The sequence below is a fragment of the Pseudomonas sp. AP42 genome (assembly GCF_001728935.1).
Lineage (GTDB): Bacteria > Pseudomonadota > Gammaproteobacteria > Pseudomonadales > Pseudomonadaceae > Aquipseudomonas > Aquipseudomonas lactis.
Window position 1 is genome coordinate 1 of record NZ_LYSO01000032.1, and the last position, 15,206, is coordinate 15,206.

At 59.7% G+C, this 15,206-nt stretch carries 15 protein-coding genes and 2 pseudogenes; 7 read left to right on the forward strand and 10 right to left on the reverse strand.

Going from position 1 to position 15,206, the window contains the following annotated elements; genetic code table 11:
- Nucleotides 1–265 precede the first annotated feature (265 nt).
- A complete protein-coding gene (gene trxB, locus A7K61_RS13930; RefSeq protein ID WP_003194076.1) occupies nucleotides 266–1,228 on the reverse strand; it encodes a thioredoxin-disulfide reductase in 963 nt (320 codons plus the stop codon).
- A 294-nt stretch (nucleotides 1,229–1,522) separates the two neighbouring features.
- On the opposite strand from trxB, the gene cysZ reads away from it, so the two are divergent.
- Together cysZ and A7K61_RS13940 are read left to right on the forward strand one after the other, a co-directional pair.
- Nucleotides 1,523–2,287: a sulfate transporter CysZ gene (gene cysZ, locus A7K61_RS13935; RefSeq protein WP_044274345.1), complete on the forward strand. Its 765-nt coding sequence runs from the start codon at nucleotides 1,523–1,525 to the stop codon at nucleotides 2,285–2,287.
- A gap of 54 nt (nucleotides 2,288–2,341) precedes the next feature.
- Entirely contained in the window at nucleotides 2,342–3,544 is a 1,203-nt protein-coding gene (locus A7K61_RS13940) for a glycosyltransferase family 1 protein (RefSeq protein WP_069557789.1), read from the forward strand.
- Here the strand turns inward: A7K61_RS13940 and A7K61_RS13945 are convergent.
- From A7K61_RS13945 to rplU, 7 genes are all read right to left on the reverse strand, one after another.
- Nucleotides 3,513–4,616, reverse strand: a complete 1,104-nt coding sequence (locus tag A7K61_RS13945) for an NADH:flavin oxidoreductase (RefSeq protein WP_069557790.1) — start codon at nucleotides 4,614–4,616, stop codon at nucleotides 3,513–3,515. The genes A7K61_RS13940 and A7K61_RS13945 overlap by 32 nt on opposite strands.
- Nucleotides 4,617–4,834: 218 nt before the next feature.
- On the reverse strand, nucleotides 4,835–5,317 hold the full coding sequence (locus A7K61_RS13950; RefSeq protein WP_044274351.1) for a glutathione peroxidase: 483 nt from the start codon (nucleotides 5,315–5,317) through the stop codon (nucleotides 4,835–4,837).
- A 102-nt stretch (nucleotides 5,318–5,419) separates the two neighbouring features.
- The gene (locus A7K61_RS13955; protein WP_003194082.1) at nucleotides 5,420–5,884 is read right to left on the reverse strand and encodes a CreA family protein; all 465 of its coding nucleotides are present in this window, start codon (nucleotides 5,882–5,884) and stop codon (nucleotides 5,420–5,422) included.
- Nucleotides 5,885–5,900: 16 nt separating this feature from the next.
- Entirely contained in the window at nucleotides 5,901–7,019 is a 1,119-nt protein-coding gene (gene proB, locus A7K61_RS13960) for a glutamate 5-kinase (RefSeq protein ID WP_003194083.1), read from the reverse strand.
- Nucleotides 7,020–7,128: 109 nt separating this feature from the next.
- Nucleotides 7,129–8,352, reverse strand: coding sequence for an Obg family GTPase CgtA (gene cgtA, locus A7K61_RS13965; protein ID WP_003194084.1), 1,224 nt, complete (start codon nucleotides 8,350–8,352; stop codon nucleotides 7,129–7,131).
- Between the two features lie 192 nt (nucleotides 8,353–8,544).
- Entirely contained in the window at nucleotides 8,545–8,802 is a 258-nt protein-coding gene (gene rpmA / locus A7K61_RS13970) for a 50S ribosomal protein L27 (RefSeq protein ID WP_003176049.1), read from the reverse strand.
- 34 nt (nucleotides 8,803–8,836) lie between these two features.
- Nucleotides 8,837–9,151 (reverse strand): 50S ribosomal protein L21, encoded by a 315-nt coding sequence (rplU, locus tag A7K61_RS13975; RefSeq protein WP_007950961.1) that lies wholly within the window; start codon nucleotides 9,149–9,151, stop codon nucleotides 8,837–8,839.
- A 239-nt stretch (nucleotides 9,152–9,390) separates the two neighbouring features.
- Between rplU and A7K61_RS13980 the strand changes: the two genes are divergently transcribed.
- The 3 genes from A7K61_RS13980 to A7K61_RS13990 all read left to right on the forward strand — a co-directional run bounded on the left by A7K61_RS13980 (nucleotide 9,391) and on the right by A7K61_RS13990 (nucleotide 11,328).
- Nucleotides 9,391–10,359 carry a polyprenyl synthetase family protein gene (locus tag A7K61_RS13980; RefSeq protein WP_003194086.1) on the forward strand — a complete coding sequence of 323 codons (969 nt, stop codon included), beginning with the start codon at nucleotides 9,391–9,393 and terminating at the stop codon, nucleotides 10,357–10,359.
- A gap of 209 nt (nucleotides 10,360–10,568) precedes the next feature.
- Nucleotides 10,569–10,910, forward strand: coding sequence for a zinc ribbon domain-containing protein YjdM (locus A7K61_RS13985; protein WP_003194087.1), 342 nt, complete (start codon nucleotides 10,569–10,571; stop codon nucleotides 10,908–10,910).
- 160 nt (nucleotides 10,911–11,070) lie between these two features.
- Nucleotides 11,071–11,328, forward strand: a complete 258-nt coding sequence (locus tag A7K61_RS13990) for a hypothetical protein (RefSeq protein WP_005791321.1) — start codon at nucleotides 11,071–11,073, stop codon at nucleotides 11,326–11,328.
- A 60-nt stretch (nucleotides 11,329–11,388) separates the two neighbouring features.
- On the opposite strand, the gene A7K61_RS13995 is transcribed toward A7K61_RS13990, so the two are convergent.
- Nucleotides 11,389–12,006 carry an FKBP-type peptidyl-prolyl cis-trans isomerase gene (locus A7K61_RS13995; protein ID WP_003194089.1) on the reverse strand — a complete coding sequence of 206 codons (618 nt, stop codon included), beginning with the start codon at nucleotides 12,004–12,006 and terminating at the stop codon, nucleotides 11,389–11,391.
- A 255-nt stretch (nucleotides 12,007–12,261) separates the two neighbouring features.
- Between A7K61_RS13995 and A7K61_RS34225 the strand changes: the two are divergent.
- Nucleotides 12,262–13,278: pseudogene (locus tag A7K61_RS34225) on the forward strand (methyl-accepting chemotaxis protein); the annotation flags it as partial.
- 306 nt (nucleotides 13,279–13,584) lie between these two features.
- Nucleotides 13,585–14,181 (forward strand): annotated as a pseudogene (locus A7K61_RS34230) (methyl-accepting chemotaxis protein); the annotation flags it as partial.
- 628 nt (nucleotides 14,182–14,809) lie between these two features.
- On the opposite strand, the gene A7K61_RS14010 reads toward A7K61_RS34230, so the two are convergent.
- Complete coding sequence (locus tag A7K61_RS14010; protein ID WP_044274363.1) at nucleotides 14,810–15,178, reverse strand: glyoxalase superfamily protein; 369 nt, start codon at nucleotides 15,176–15,178, stop codon at nucleotides 14,810–14,812.
- Nucleotides 15,179–15,206 lie beyond the last annotated feature (28 nt).

Here is a 15,206-nt window from a genome sequence, read left to right on the forward strand (position 1 = left end):
AAAAGTGAGCCGCCGTCAGGGCGGAACCCTAAGTGGCCGTTACCGCAGGAATGGATATGTACACGGTCCAACTGTGTTGACTGTTTAGGCCGCCTTCGCGAGCAAGCCCGCTCCCACAGTTTGATTGCGAGGTGTCAGGTAGATTGGCGTCGGCTGTTAGGCCGCCTTCGCAGGCAAGCCAGCTCCCACATTTGTTTTACTGTGTGGGCTGGATCGCAGACATAAAAAAGCCGGCTTCGCAGCCGGCTTTTTTGAGTCAACGGGTTTAGAACGAAGCGTCCTTCAAACCGTCGAGGTAACGCTCGGCATCCAGGGCCGCCATGCAACCAGCGCCGGCCGAGGTGATGGCCTGGCGGTAGACGTGGTCTGCCACGTCGCCGGCAGCGAAGATACCTTCGATGTTGGTCGCAGTCGCATTGCCTTCACGGCCACCCTGCACCACCAGGTACCCGTCCTTGGCTTCCAGCACGCCTTCGAACAGCGAGGTGTTCGGGGTGTGGCCGATGGCGATGAACACACCGTCGACTTTCAGCTCGTCGAAGCTGCCGTCGTTGTTTTTCAGGCGCGCACCGGTCACGCCCATGTTGTCGCCCAGGACTTCATCCAGGGTGGCGTTGAGCTTGAGGATGATCTTGCCTTCAGCGACACGGGCGTGCAGCTTGTCGATCAGGATTTTCTCGGCGCGGAAGGTCTCGCGGCGGTGAACCAGGGTCACGGTGCTGGCGATGTTGGCCAGGTACAGCGCCTCTTCCACGGCAGTGTTGCCACCGCCGACCACGGCAACCGGCTTGTTGCGGTAGAAGAAACCATCGCAGGTGGCGCAGGCCGAAACGCCCTTGCCCATGAACGCTTCTTCCGACGGCAGGCCCAGGTATCGAGCACTGGCGCCGGTGGCGATGATCAGCGCGTCGCAGGTGTACACACCGCTGTCACCGGTCAGGCTGTAAGGCTTTTTCGAGAAGTCGACCTTGTTGATATGGTCGAAGACGATCTCGGTTTCAAAGCGCTCGGCGTGCTCTTTCATACGCTCCATCAGCACCGGGCCGGTCAAGCCGTGCACATCGCCCGGCCAGTTGTCGACTTCAGTAGTGGTGGTCAACTGACCGCCCGCCTGCATGCCGGTGATCAGCAGCGGCTTTAGATTGGCCCGGGCAGCGTAGACAGCGGCGCTGTAACCGGCAGGGCCGGAACCGAGAATAATCACTCGGGAATGACGGGTATCTGACATGACTCACTCCTACCGACCGCCCAGACCACAGGGCAGCGGGAATAAAAAAGGACGGCGAAGCACTTGGGGAAGGCTTTAACTCGCCAGGTCCTGAAAAATAATGGGTGCAGCGTATCGAGGGGGGCAAGATTAAGGAAATACGCATTAACAATCCAGCTCATAGGTGTTCTCTATGCGCGCATTCAAGTTAATCGACCCCTTTGTAACCCTGGATGTCGCCTACCTGCCCACGCTTTCACATCAGGAGCAAAGCCGGTAAGGTCGGCGCGTTCGCCATTTTGCTCGGAGTACTCCATGCCCGCCCCTGCTCTTTCCGGCCCGCAATACCTGCGTGAAGGCCTCAAACTGGTGTTGAGCCCTGGCCTGCGCCTGTTCGTGTTGCTGCCGTTGGCGATCAACCTGGTGTTGTTCGTCGGGTTGATCTATTTCGCCGGCCATCAGTTCAGCCTGTGGGTCGATAGCTTGATGCCAACGCTGCCCCACTGGCTAGGCTTTTTGAATTACCTGTTGTGGCCGCTGTTTGTGGTGCTGGTGGTGCTGATGGTGTTTTTCACCTTCACCATGCTCGCCAATATCATCGCCGCGCCGTTCAACGGGTTTCTCGCCGAGAAGGTTGAGGTCGTGGTACGTGGCACCGATGACTTCCCGCCGTTCAGTTGGGCTGAACTGGCCGCCATGGTCCCACGCACCCTGGCGCGGGAGATGCGCAAGCTGGGTTACTTCCTGCCACGTGCCATCGGCCTGTTTATCCTGTCGTTCATCCCGGTGGTCAACCTGATCGCGGCGCCGCTGTGGCTGCTGTTTGGCGTGTGGATGATGGCGATCCAGTACATCGACTACCCGGCCGATAACCACAAGCTGGGCTGGAACGAGATGCTCGCGTGGCTGCGCCAGAAGCGCTGGCAGAGCATGAGCTTTGGCGGCATTGTTTACCTGGTGCTGCTGGTGCCGGTGGTCAACCTGTTAATGATGCCAGCGGCGGTGGCCGGCGCGACGTTGTTCTGGGTGCGTGAACAAGGCGCCGAAACGATGGCGCAGCAAGCGGTGGCCAAGTCATAAATCCATCATCGCACTGACACAATGGCGACATGGCCCACGCCGACACTGTGGGTCATGACGACAGCCTCGCTTCACATCACCCTCATTACCGAAACCTTCCCGCCGGAGATCAACGGGGTGGCCAATACCCTTGGCCGCCTGTGCGAAGGTTTGCGCTCACGCGGCCATCAGGTCGAGCTGGTACGCCCACGCCAGAGTGCCGACCAAAGCCGCCCCAGCGACGATGAACTGCTGCTGTGCCGCGGCTGGCCACTGCCCGGCTATCCAGGCCTGCAATGGGGCCAATCGTCAATGCGCAAGTTACTGCGCCGCTGGACGCGCCAGCGCCCCGATGTGCTGTATATCGCCACCGAAGGGCCGCTGGGGCTTTCGGCGTTGCGCGCCGCGCGGCGCCTGGGCATCAGCGTGGTCAGCGGCTTTCATACCAATTTCCAGCAGTATTCGAACCAGTATGGCTTGAGCCTGTTGAGCCGCGTGGTCACCCATTACCTGCGCTGGTTTCATAACCGCTCGAGCCTGACCCTGGTGCCAAGCGCCAGTCAGCGCCTGGAGTTGGAGCGTCGACATTTCGAGCGTCTGGGCATGTTGTCGCGGGGGGTGGACAGCCATCTGTTCCATCCAGCCAAACGCAATAATGCCTTGCGTGATGATTGGGGCTTGGCGAACGACGATATTGCCGTCCTGCATGTGGGACGCCTGGCCCAGGAGAAGAACCTGGGGCTGCTCAAGCGCTGCTTTGAGGCATTGCAAGCTACCTACCCAAGGCGGCGCATGAAGCTGATTATCGTCGGTGATGGCCCCCAACGTTCGTCATTGGAACGTGACTTGCCCGATGCGGTGTTCTGCGGAGCTCAACGCGGCGAGGAGTTGGCAAAGCATTACGCCTCAGGGGATTTGTTCCTGTTCCCAAGCCTGACCGAAACGTTCGGCAATGTGGTACTTGAAGCGATGGCTTCAGGCCTGGGCGTGGTGGCTTATGATCAAGCAGCCGCAAGCCAGCATCTGCGTCATGGCTATAGCGGCGCACTGGCAATGCCTGGGGATGAAAACGCGTTTTGCGATGCGGCCATCTGGCTGCTGGAGGAGCGCGAAACGCTACGCAGAGCGCGCTTGAATGCCCGACAACATGCCAGCCGTCAGGGCTGGCCGGCGATTATCGAGCAATTCGAGCGCCAGTTGCGTGGGGTATGCGAGGACAGTCAGCGAGTGCCTGCCCTCTCACCGCTCACACCAGGGTCATCAACGCCTCACGACTGAAGGGCAAGATGTCGCCCTCACGCCCTTCGCGCACCTTCACGGCCCAATCCGGGTCCACCAGCAACGCACGGCCCACGGCTACGAGGTCGAACTCATCGTTGTTCAGGCGCTCCAGCAGTTTCTCCAGGCTGGCAGGCTGGGCGACCTTGTCGGTGTTGACCATGAACTGCAGGAACTCGCCATCCAGGCCCACGCTGCCCACGGTGATGGTTGGCTTACCGGTAAGCTGACGCGTCCAGCCGGCCAGGTTGAGGTCGGAGCCTTCAAATTCCGGCTCCCAGAAACGGCGAGTGGAGCAGTGAAAAATATCCACGCCAGCGTCAGCCAGTGGCTTGAGGAACTCACCCAACGCTTCAGGGGTTTGTACCAGGCGCGCGGTGTAGTCCTGCTGCTTCCACTGGGAGAAACGCAAGATGATCGGAAAGTCCGGGCCGACAGCGGCGCGGGTCGCCTGGATCAGTTCAATGGCAAAGCGCGAACGGTTGGCCATGCTGCCACCGTATTCGTCGGTGCGCTGGTTGCTGCCTTCCCAGAAAAACTGGTCGACGAGGTAGCCGTGGGCACCGTGGATTTCCACGCCGTCCATGCCGATCGCCTGGGCATCCTTGGCGGCCTGGGCGAAGGCGTTGATCACGTCCTTGATGTCTTGCTTGGTCATGCCGTGCACAACGACATTGCCGTCCTTGAGCTTTTCCATCGGGCCATAAGCCGGCACGCTGGCGTCAGGCTCGGTGCCGATACGGCGCACACTGCCCACATGCCACAGCTGCGGGACAATCTTTGCGCCTTCGGCGTGGACCGCATCGACCACTTTCTTCCAGCCGGCCAACGCGGCTTCGCCGTAGAAATGCGGCACGTTGGGGTAGCCGTTGGAGGCTGGGTGATCGACCACGGTGCCTTCAGTGATGATCAAGCCCACACCGGCAGCGGCACGGCGGCGGTAGTACTTGATGACGTTGGAGTTGGGTACGCCACCTGGGGAGAACGAACGGGTCATGGGCGCCATGACCACGCGGGTCGACAGTTGCAATGCACCGAGCTGGAAGGGTTTGAACAAGGCTTGGACGGGCATGGAACGCTCCACGGCAAAGAAATTTATGACGTGGATAATATGCAGACCACAGCGCCACTCATAGCACTATTGATCTAAATGATTAAGGTACAGAAGCACCCGAATACCTGTAGGAGCGAGCTTGCTCGCGAAGCACCCGAGGACGCCACGTACTTAAGGAAGGACGCGTTATCGTTGGCGTTTTTCGCGAGCAAGCTCGCTCCTACAGTAGATTGGAGTCAGCTCAGGGCTTTTTCGATCGCCTGGATGATGGAGGGATCGTCAGGGGACGTACGGGGTGAGAAGCGCGCAAGTACGCGGCCATCTTTACCTAACAGGAATTTCTCGAAGTTCCAGGTGATATCCCCGGGGAATTCAGCGCCCTCGCCCGCCAGCAAGCGGTACAACTGGTGCCGATCAGGGCCGTTGACCTCGATCTTGCTGCCCAGTGGAAAAGTCACGCCGTAGTTCAGGCTACAGAACTCGCTGATTTCTTCCTCGCTGCCCGGTTCCTGACCGGCAAACTGGTTGCAGGGCAGGCCAAGCACGGTAAACCCTTGGTCCTTGTACTGCTCGTAGAGGTTCTCCAACGCCGCGTATTGCGGGGTCAAACCACATTTGGACGCCACATTGACCACCAGCACGACTTGGCCCTTGAAAGGCGCCAGCGGTAGCGCTCGTCCGTCCAAGGCTTTGAGTTTCAGATCGTGGAAAGCACTCATGACGAACTCCAGATATCCCATGTTCTTTGCATTGCAGCCCTTCGGAGCTTACAACCGGCAAAGCTGCAATCATAGACGCCAGTGACGAAACTCGCCTGCAGGTTACTGAGCGGTCGGCCAGGGCAGAATAGGAATCGCCGTCACCGCATTCTGCGGGCTGCCTTCGATCAGGCGGTCGCTGTAGACCAGATACACCAGGGTGTTGCGCTTCTTGTCGAGGAAACGCACGACCTGCATGGTCTTGAACACCAGGGAGGTGCGCTCCTTGAACACTTCGTCGCCGTCCTTGAGCTCACCCTTGAAGTGGATCGGGCCCACCTGGCGGCAGGCGATCGAGGCTTCGGCACGGTCTTCGGCCAGGCCCAGGCCGCCCTTTACGCCGCCGGTCTTGGCGCGGGACAGGTAGCACGTCACGCCATCGACCTTGGGGTCGTCAAACGCTTCGACCACAATCCGATCGTTGGGGCCGACGAACTTGAACACCGTCGACACCTGGCCGACCTCTTCGGCCGAGGCCAGCAGCGGCATGGCCAACAGCAGGCCGAGCAATCCCTTCATCACGCGCATCGTGTATTTCCTATGGTTAGACCAGGATCAGGTTGTCGCGGTGAACCAGTTCCGGTTCTGCCATATAACCCAAGAGTCCGACAATGGCGTCGGAGGGTTGTCCAATAATCTTTTGTGCTTCCAGGGCGCTGTAGTTGGCCAGGCCGCGCGCAATCTCGCGACCGTCTGGTGCGACGCACACCACCATTTCGCCACGACGGAAGCTGCCCTGCACCAACTTCACACCCACCGGCAGCAGGCTCTTGTTGCCCTGGGACAACGCCGCCACTGCGCCCGCGTCCAGCACCAGGGTGCCACGGGTTTGCAGATGACCGGCCAGCCATTGCTTGCGCGCCGCCAGCATGCCGCGCTCCGGCGACAGCAACGTACCGATGCGCTCACCGGCCTTGAGGCGATCGAGCACGCGCTCCAGGCGCCCGCCGACGATGATGGTGTGGGCCCCCGAACGCGCGGCCAGGCGCGCAGCGCGCAGCTTGGTCTGCATGCCACCGCGACCCAGGGCACCGCCGACACTGCCGGCGACCGCATCCAGCGCCGGGTCATCGGCGCGGGCTTCGTAGATAAGCTGGGCATCGGGGTTGTTGCGCGGGTCGGCGTCGAACATGCCATCGCGGTCGGTGAGGATCACCAGCAGGTCGGCCTCTACCAGATTGGCCACCAGGGCGGCCAGGGTGTCGTTGTCACCGAAGCGGATTTCGTCGGTGACCACGGTGTCGTTCTCGTTGATGACCGGGATGACCTTGAGCTCCACCAGCGCGCGCAAGGTGCTGCGGGCGTTGAGGTAGCGCTTGCGGTCGGACAGGTCGTCGTGGGTCAGCAGCACCTGCGCCGTGTGGCGGCCGTGCTCGGCAAAGCTGGATTCCCAGGCTTGCACCAGGCCCATCTGGCCGATGGCGGCGGCGGCTTGCAGTTCGTGCATCGCGCTGGGTCGCGCGGTCCAGCCGAGGCGGCTCATCCCGGCGGCAACCGCTCCGGACGACACCAGCACCAACTCAACGCCTGCTTCATGCAAGGCCACCATCTGCTCGACCCAGACGCTCATGGCTGCGCGATCCAGACCTTTGCCATCCGCCGTCAACAGCGCACTGCCGATTTTCACGACCCAGCGCTGCGCACCTGTCACTTTGCTCCGCATCATCTTCAACCTTAGAGTGAGGGCCGCGCGACCCAGCGCTGCCCATAACGTTATACCCGGATACCAAAACGCCGCTCCAGGGAGCGGCGTTCAAGTTTATCGCAACGGATCAGTCACGCACGTAAATGATTTCCGGACCGTCTTCATCATCCACGTCTTCTTCGTCCCAATCATCGTCACCGATGTCGTGGACCGACTTCACGCCGCTGCGGCGCAGGGCACGCTGGTCGTCCAGAGCCTGCAACTGGGCACGGGCTTCGTCTTCGATCTGCTGGTCGAGCTCGGCGAGTTCGGCCTTGTACACCGGGTCGGCCGCCAGGCGGTCGGCACGGTCTTCCAGGTAACGCATGATGTCGCGGGTCAGGCGCTCGGTGCCTTCTTTGGCGATGGCCGAGATGACGTAGACCGGACCTTCCCACTCCAGGCGATCAACGATCTCCTTGACGCGCTCTTCGTGCTCTTCTTCCAGGATCTGGTCGCACTTGTTCAGTACCAACCAGCGATCGCGCTCGGCCAGGGCCGGGCTGAACTTGGTCAGCTCGCTGACGATGACTTCGGCGGCATCGGCGGCACTGGTGTCATCCAGCGGTGCCATGTCGACGAGGTGCAGCAGCAAACGGGTGCGGGACAAGTGCTTGAGGAAGCGGATACCCAGGCCTGCGCCGTCGGAAGCGCCTTCGATCAAGCCAGGAATGTCGGCAACCACGAAGCTTTTCCAGCGGTCTACGCTGACCACGCCCAGGTTTGGCACCAGGGTCGTGAACGGGTAGTCGGCGACTTTCGGTTTGGCGGCCGATACCGAGCGGATGAAGGTACTTTTGCCCGCGTTCGGCAGGCCCAGCAGGCCCACGTCCGCCAGTACTTTCATTTCCAGCTTGAGGTCACGCTGCTCGCCTGGCTTGCCCGGCGTGGTCTGGCGCGGTGCGCGGTTGGTACTGGACTTGAATCGGGTGTTACCCAGACCGTGCCAGCCGCCCTGCACAACCATCAGTTTCTGGCCGGCCTTGGTCAGGTCGCCAATCACTTCCTGGGTCGCGGAGTCGATGATCGTGGTGCCGACCGGTACGCGCAGTACCAGGTCTTCACCTTTTTTACCGGTGCAGTCGGTGCTGCCGCCGTTGGAGCCACGCTCGGCATCGAAGTGCCGGGTGTAACGGTAGTCGACCAGGGTGTTGAGGTTCTCGTCGGCCATCATGTAGATGGAACCGCCGTCACCGCCGTCACCGCCGTTCGGGCCACCGTTTTCGATGAATTTTTCGCGACGGAAACTCATGCAACCGTTACCGCCGTCGCCTGCTTTTACTCGGATGGAAACTTCATCAACGAACTTCATAACAAAACGCCTCTCGCCGCATGGACGAGCTTAAGAAACCAAGACATAAGACTCTTGCAAAAATGAGCGCAGCGACCTCAATCAGCGACCGCAAACCAGCGCCTGAGCTCATCACAGACAGCTTTGCAAGAGACTCACTCCACAAACGAAAAAGCCCCGTCGCAAGACAGGGCTTTTCCAGCGATCTCGCAATTAAGCTGCGACAACGCTCACGTAACGGCGGTTGAACGCGCCCTTTACTTCGAACTTGATCACGCCTTCGATTTTAGCGAAGAGGGTGTGATCTTTACCCATGCCAACACCGTAACCGGCGTGGAATTGGGTGCCGCGCTGACGCACGATGATGTTGCCCGGAATGATTTTCTGGCCGCCATACATCTTCACGCCAAGGCGTTTGGCTTCTGAGTCGCGACCGTTACGGGTACTACCACCAGCTTTTTTGTGTGCCATGAGTCAATTCTCCTAGTGAGGAATTAGGCTGAAATTAAGCCTGAATACCGGTGATTTTGATCTCGGTGTACCACTGGCGGTGGCCCATACGCTTCATGTGGTGCTTACGACGACGGAACTTGATGATGCGGACTTTATCGTGACGACCTTGGGAGATCACTTCAGCCACAACGGTAGCGCCAGCAACAACTGGAGCGCCGATGTTCACGTCATCGCCATTGGCGACCAACAGAACGCGATCAAAAGTAACGGATTCGCCAGTAGCGACTTCCAGTTTCTCGATCTTCAGGTATTCACCTGGGGCGACTTTGTATTGCTTGCCACCAGTAACAATTACTGCGTACGACATGGTATTTCTCCGATAATCCTGCTCACCCAGCGCTTTATAAGAAGAGGTATTGGCTGGCATGGCTGCATGGGATGGACGTCCCGAATGCAATTGCGTAAGGCAGGTGCTGCCCAGGAAGTTCAGGGTGCGCGATTGTACGCAAGCTATGGGAGGCTTGCAAGGGGCCGTCTATCGCGCCTTGACACCCGGGGGTGAGGGTCCTAGCATGCCGCGCAACCCTTCTGGAGCGACTGTCGCTGATGCAACCCCAAGCTTTCTACCGCGCGGTCGCGGACGATTTTAGCGCCGTCGACGGCATCATCAAGCAGCAGCTGACGTCTAAAGTGCCGCTGGTCTCCAAAATTGGCGACTACATTACGTCGGCGGGCGGCAAACGCCTGCGTCCTTTATTAGTGTTGCTGTGTGGCAAGGCCCTGGGCCGTCAAGGCGACGACCTGCGCCTGCTGGCCGCCACCATCGAATTTCTGCACACCGCCACCCTGCTGCATGACGACGTGGTCGACATGTCCGGCATGCGCCGTGGTCGCGAGACCGCAAACGCCATGTGGGGCAATGCGCCCAGCGTGTTGGTGGGCGACTTCCTGTATTCGCGTTCGTTCGAAATGATGGTCGAGCTGGGCTCGATGCCCGTGATGAAGATTCTTTCACAGGCCACACGCATCATCGCCGAAGGCGAAGTGTTGCAGTTGTCCAAAGTCCGCGACGCCAGCACCACCGAAGAAACCTATATGGAAGTGATTCGCGGCAAAACCGCGATGCTCTTCGAAGCCTCTACCCACAGTGCCGCCGCGCTGTGTGGCGCCACCGCCGAACAGGCCGAGGCGCTGCGCACGTTCGGTGATCACCTGGGCGTGGCGTTCCAACTGGTGGATGACCTGCTCGATTACAAGGGCGACGCCGAAACCCTGGGCAAGAACGTCGGTGACGACCTGGCCGAGGGCAAGCCGACCTTGCCGCTGATCTATACCATGCGCGAAGGCACGCCGGAACAGGCTGCCCTGGTGCGCAAGGCGATCCAGAAAGGCGGCATCGAAGACCTGGAAGCCATCCGTGCCGCTGTGGAAGCCTCGGGTTCCCTGGAGTACACCGCGCAACTGGCGCGTGACTACGTGGCGCGGGCGATCACATGCCTGGAAGCGCTGCCGGCCAGTGAATACCGGGATGCCCTGGTTGAGCTGAGTGAGTTTGCGGTCGCTCGTACTCACTGATTTCGCGCAGTGGTGAGTGGGCTTGTGTGGGAGCGGGCTTGCTCGCGAAGGCGCAGGGTCAGTAAATACAATTATTGACTGACCCTGCGCCTTCGCGAGCAAGCCCGCTCCCACATTTTGAATTCATTGCCAATTCAAGATCCCGTCCCGGCTACAAAACCCTATATAATGTGCGACTTTTAGCCATCCCTGACTTTCTAGGAGCTTTAGTGAGCACGTTGCCTCCCTGCCCCAAATGCAATTCCGAATACACCTACGAAGACGGCGCCCAGCTGATCTGCCCGGAATGCGCCCATGAATGGTCCGCCACTGGCGAGGCCGAAGTGGTTGGCGATGAAACCGTGAAGAAAGACTCTGTGGGCAACGTCCTGCAGGACGGCGACACCATCACCGTGATCAAGGACCTCAAGGTCAAGGGCACTTCCCTGGTGGTCAAAGTCGGCACCAAGGTCAAGAACATCCGCCTGTGCGACGGCGACCACGACATCGATTGCAAGATCGACGGTATCGGCCCGATGAAGCTCAAGTCCGAGTTCGTGCGCAAAGTCTGATCCTGCTGCATTCCATCCCGCGCCCGCCGCGGGGTGGCGTTTTGCCCTCTGCGTTGATCGAAAGCAATACCCACACAGAAAAAACCAGAAACTGCCAATAGACACTTGCTATTCTACGAATAAGAATTATTCTCATTGAAACCCATCAAGGAGAACGACCATGACTTATTTGATAGATGCCTGGCTGGATCGCCCTCACCCTTACCTGCGAATCCTGCATCGGGAAACCGGTGAAGTCTGTGCGGTGCTTGAAGAAGAAGCGCTGAACGAGCTGCAGGACCAGGGCGATCTGGACGTCAATGGCCTGAGTTCCAGTGAGCCTGGGGTGCTGAAAGAAGTGGTGAGGAATCTGTTTCTGTTCTGCTATGCGCGAGCGTTGCGCCCGGCGACCGACTTGAATGGCAAGTTCCATCCATGAAGAAACTGGCAAATGCCTGTTGGGGCGAACGCGTTCGTCCCAACAGGTAACCAGCGGGTCTTACAGAACGTCGAGCAGCTCGACGTCGAATACCAGAACGCTGTGCGGCGGGATGCTGCCAACGCCTTGAGCGCCGTAAGCCAGTTCGCTCGGCACGTACAGGCGCCATTTGCTGCCGGCATTCATCAGTTGCAGGGCTTCGGTCCAGCCGGCGATCACGCCGCCAACCGGGAATTCTGCAGGCTGGCCGCGCTCGTAGGAGCTGTCGAACACAGTGCCGTCGATCAGGGTGCCGTGGTAGTGAGTACGCACTTGGTCTTCACGGGTCGGCTTGGCGCCGGTACCGGCCGTCAGCACTTCAAATTGCAGGCCGGAAGCCAGGGTGGTGATGCCATCACGCTTGGCGTTTTCCGCCAGGAAGGCCAGGCCAGCGCCTGCGGCTGCTTCAGCCTTGGCAGCGGCTTCGGCTTGCATGATTTCGCGGATCACTTTGAAGCTGGCCGCCATTTGCTCTTGGTCAACACGGCTTGGCTTGCCTGCGAACGCGTCGGTCAGGCCGGCCAGGATCGCGTCCAGGCTGACGCCCGGTGGCGGGTTGTCGCGCAGTTGGTCGCCCAACTGACGGCCGATACCGTAGCTGACGCGGGTTTCGTCGGTGGACAGATTAACTTCGGACATGAAGAGGCTCCGCTGTAGGACGCCACGGTTTCCCGCGCCGCCCAGAACTAAAAGGGCCCGCAGACTAGCACACATGAGCGGGCCGTGATCAGCCCCACCCCGGCTTTGCCGTAGCGCGCCAGCGACCCTTCGTCGACGACCAATAAAAGTATTTCAGAATCATCCTTTCCCGCCGATACAGCCCTACACATCTTGGCTGGCTCAAACAAAAACACACCGTCCAGCAGACAGACATCACTCTTCAAGGGGCTTTCGATGAACAGCTGGTTCGGTAACATCAGTGTCAATCTCAAACTCGGCCTGGGCTTCGGCCTGGTGTTGGTCCTCACTTCAGTCCTGGCGCTCACGGGCTGGACCAGCCTGGGCGGCTTGATCGACCGTAGCAATTGGATGAGCGACATCACTCAGCTCAACGCCTCGTTGACCAAGCTGCGTATCGTGCGCTTGCAATACATGCTGGCCAATGGCGACGAGGCCGTGGCGCAGAACGTGCAGACCAGCCTCGATGCCTTCGCCGCCCAACAACAGAAGCTGCTGGACAGCTTCAAGAGCCCGGAAAACCTCAAGCTGCTCAATGAGCAGAAAGACGTGATTACCGCTTACCGCCAGTCCCTGAACAAAATGCGCGAGGCCTATCGCAATGGCAACGCTGCGCGCGATGTCATGGGCGCCAAGGCCGACATCGCCAACGCACAAATCAATGCGCTGGAAACCAGCGTGCAGCAGTCACCCGACAGCCCGGAACGCTTCACGCAGTTTGTGGCCGTGACCCAGGCCAAGAACGAATTCCTGCAGGCTCGCTACGAAGTGCGCGGCTATACCAATAGCCCCAACGCAGAAACCGAAGCGCGCGCTGCTACACAGCTGGAGAAAGCTGTGGCGGGTTTGAAAGGCCTCAGCGTTGCCTTCGGTACTGGGCAGCAAAGCGCATTGTCCTCGCTGGAAACCGCCCTCGTTGCTTATCGCAGTGCGGTGCAGAGCTACAAAGCGGCCAACGCCAATATCGTCACCGCCCGTGCCGAAATGACCACCCAGGGCGCCGATATCGTGACGATCAGCGACAAGCTGTACGACATCCAACTGGAACGTCGCGACGCTGAAAGCACCCAGGCCCGCAGCCTGCAGTTGATCAGCACCTTACTGGCCCTGTTGGTCGGCGTGATTGCCGCGTGGGTGATCACGCGCCAGATCACCCGTCCGATCCAGGAGACGCTGGCCGTGGTGGAACGCATCGCTTCGGGCGACCTGAGCCACAATATCCAAGTGACCCGTCGTGATGAACTGGGCGTGTTGCAGCAAGGCATCCAGCGCATGGGCACCACCTTGCGCGAGCTGATCAGCGGCATCCGCGACGGTGTCACTCAGATCGCCAGCGCCGCCGAAGAGTTGTCAGCCGTGACCGAGCAAACCAGCGCCGGCGTGAACAGCCAGAAGATCGAGACCGATCAGGTCGCCACCGCGATGCATGAAATGACTGCCACTGTGCAGGAAGTTGCGCGTAATGCCGAGCAAGCTTCCCAAGCCGCTTCCGACGCTGACGGCCAGGCCCGCGAAGGCGATAAAGTGGTGGCCGAAGCCATCGCCCAGATCGAACGCCTGGCGGCCGAAGTGGCGCGCTCCACCGACGCCATGACGCACCTGCAACAAGAGAGCAACAAGATCGGCAGCGTGATGGACGTGATCAAGGCCGTGGCCGAACAGACCAACCTGCTGGCCCTCAACGCCGCCATTGAAGCTGCGCGTGCAGGGGAAGCCGGCCGTGGCTTTGCCGTGGTCGCCGACGAAGTGCGCGGCCTGGCGCAGCGTACACAGAAATCCACCGAGGAAATCGAAGGCCTGGTGGCAGGCTTGCAGAACGGCACCCAACAAGTCGCCAGCGTGATGAACAACAGCCGCAGCCTGACGGACAGCAGCGTCGAACTGACGCGCAAGGCCGGGGTATCCTTGGAAAACATCACCCGCACCGTGTCGAATATCCAGTCGATGAACCAGCAGATTGCCGCGGCCGCCGAACAGCAAAGCGCCGTTGCGGAAGAGATCAGCCGCAGTATCGTGAACGTGCGTGATGTGTCCGAGCAGACCGCGACTGCCAGTGATGAGACGGCCAAGTCGAGTGTGGAACTGGCACGGTTGGGCAGCCAGTTGCAGCAGATGGTCAGTCATTTCCGGGTGTAAAACACCAAAAAGCCGCCTCGGCCTGAACCGAGGCGGCTCCAACTTTTCAGACCTTAACGGTCATCGAAGCTGTCCCGCAGAAACTTCCATACGTGATAAGCACGTAGGCAGTTCACTGCGAGGCTCCATGTACGTCGTGCAAACTTAGACATACTCGGCCCTCCGTGAGTTGGGCCTTACCTCCAGCGCACTTACCGGAACATGTGAGCCTTTGGATGCACGTCAGTGCTCCTGTGAGGCGGCTGGGTTTATGGTCCTCCCGCATGAATCCGGCACGGATTACTAGCCCGTGGCGGTCGGTCCAAAATTTGCGCGCTAACCCAGTCAACCTACTTCACGATGTACCCAGAACGAGAGCGATACTAGCTCAGCACTCTGCACCAAGGTGTGACAAACACCACTCAGTTCGCCTTAAAAGTTGTTGCTGTTTTTTGCAGATTTAACTAATAAAAAAGATGTGTACTGCGGTGGAAAACCGCTTGTCGTCGAGTGTTGCATAAGGCCCTAAAGCAACAGTAGTATCGGTACCACGTCAGTGCTCCTGTGAAGCCGCAACCCCAGCCACTAACTGGGTTTGCAAAAAAAACCGCCCTACTAAGGCGGTTTTTTATTGCCCGCAATTTGCCACTCAGCCCTCGCTGTCCTCAACAAACACCAACCGATTCCCAAACGGATCGCGGATGCTCATTTCCCGCGTCCCCCAGGGCGCATCTTCAACCCCAGGCTTGGCATAACGGTACGCTTTGCCCAGCAACTGCTGCTGATACGCATCGACTCCTTGGGCCAGGATCCGCACGGCCGCCCCTGGCGAAGCATCGCCATGATGCTCGGACAAATGCAGCACACACTCCCCCAGCGACACTTGCAGGTACAACGGGAAATTCGCCTCGAAACGATGCTGCCAATCGACCTTGAACCCAAGAAAGTCGACGTAGAATTCCAACGCCTTGGCCTCGTCGAACATCCGCAGGATGGGGGTGACTTTTCCTAAGTGCATGGCAACAGCTCCATCTAAAAGAACCCCA

What these genes read in the sequence shown, in the direction of transcription:
- A7K61_RS14010 (WP_044274363.1), bottom strand. Translation starts at nt 15,178, where the DNA reads ATGCACTTAGGAAAAGTCACCCCCATCCTGCGGATGTTCGACGAGGCC.
- A7K61_RS13950 (WP_044274351.1), bottom strand. Translation starts at nt 5,317, where the DNA reads ATGAGTGCTTTCCACGATCTGAAACTCAAAGCCTTGGACGGACGAGCG.
- rplU (WP_007950961.1), bottom strand. Translation starts at nt 9,151, where the DNA reads ATGTCGTACGCAGTAATTGTTACTGGTGGCAAGCAATACAAAGTCGCC.
- A7K61_RS13990 (WP_005791321.1), top strand. Translation starts at nt 11,071, where the DNA reads ATGACTTATTTGATAGATGCCTGGCTGGATCGCCCTCACCCTTACCTG.
- cgtA (WP_003194084.1), bottom strand. Translation starts at nt 8,352, where the DNA reads ATGAAGTTCGTTGATGAAGTTTCCATCCGAGTAAAAGCAGGCGACGGC.
- cysZ (WP_044274345.1), top strand. Translation starts at nt 1,523, where the DNA reads ATGCCCGCCCCTGCTCTTTCCGGCCCGCAATACCTGCGTGAAGGCCTC.
- trxB (WP_003194076.1), bottom strand. Translation starts at nt 1,228, where the DNA reads ATGTCAGATACCCGTCATTCCCGAGTGATTATTCTCGGTTCCGGCCCT.
- rpmA (WP_003176049.1), bottom strand. Translation starts at nt 8,802, where the DNA reads ATGGCACACAAAAAAGCTGGTGGTAGTACCCGTAACGGTCGCGACTCA.
- A7K61_RS13945 (WP_069557790.1), bottom strand. Translation starts at nt 4,616, where the DNA reads ATGCCCGTCCAAGCCTTGTTCAAACCCTTCCAGCTCGGTGCATTGCAA.
- A7K61_RS13940 (WP_069557789.1), top strand. Translation starts at nt 2,342, where the DNA reads ATGACGACAGCCTCGCTTCACATCACCCTCATTACCGAAACCTTCCCG.
- A7K61_RS13955 (WP_003194082.1), bottom strand. Translation starts at nt 5,884, where the DNA reads ATGCGCGTGATGAAGGGATTGCTCGGCCTGCTGTTGGCCATGCCGCTG.
- A7K61_RS13995 (WP_003194089.1), bottom strand. Translation starts at nt 12,006, where the DNA reads ATGTCCGAAGTTAATCTGTCCACCGACGAAACCCGCGTCAGCTACGGT.
- proB (WP_003194083.1), bottom strand. Translation starts at nt 7,019, where the DNA reads ATGCGGAGCAAAGTGACAGGTGCGCAGCGCTGGGTCGTGAAAATCGGC.
- A7K61_RS13980 (WP_003194086.1), top strand. Translation starts at nt 9,391, where the DNA reads ATGCAACCCCAAGCTTTCTACCGCGCGGTCGCGGACGATTTTAGCGCC.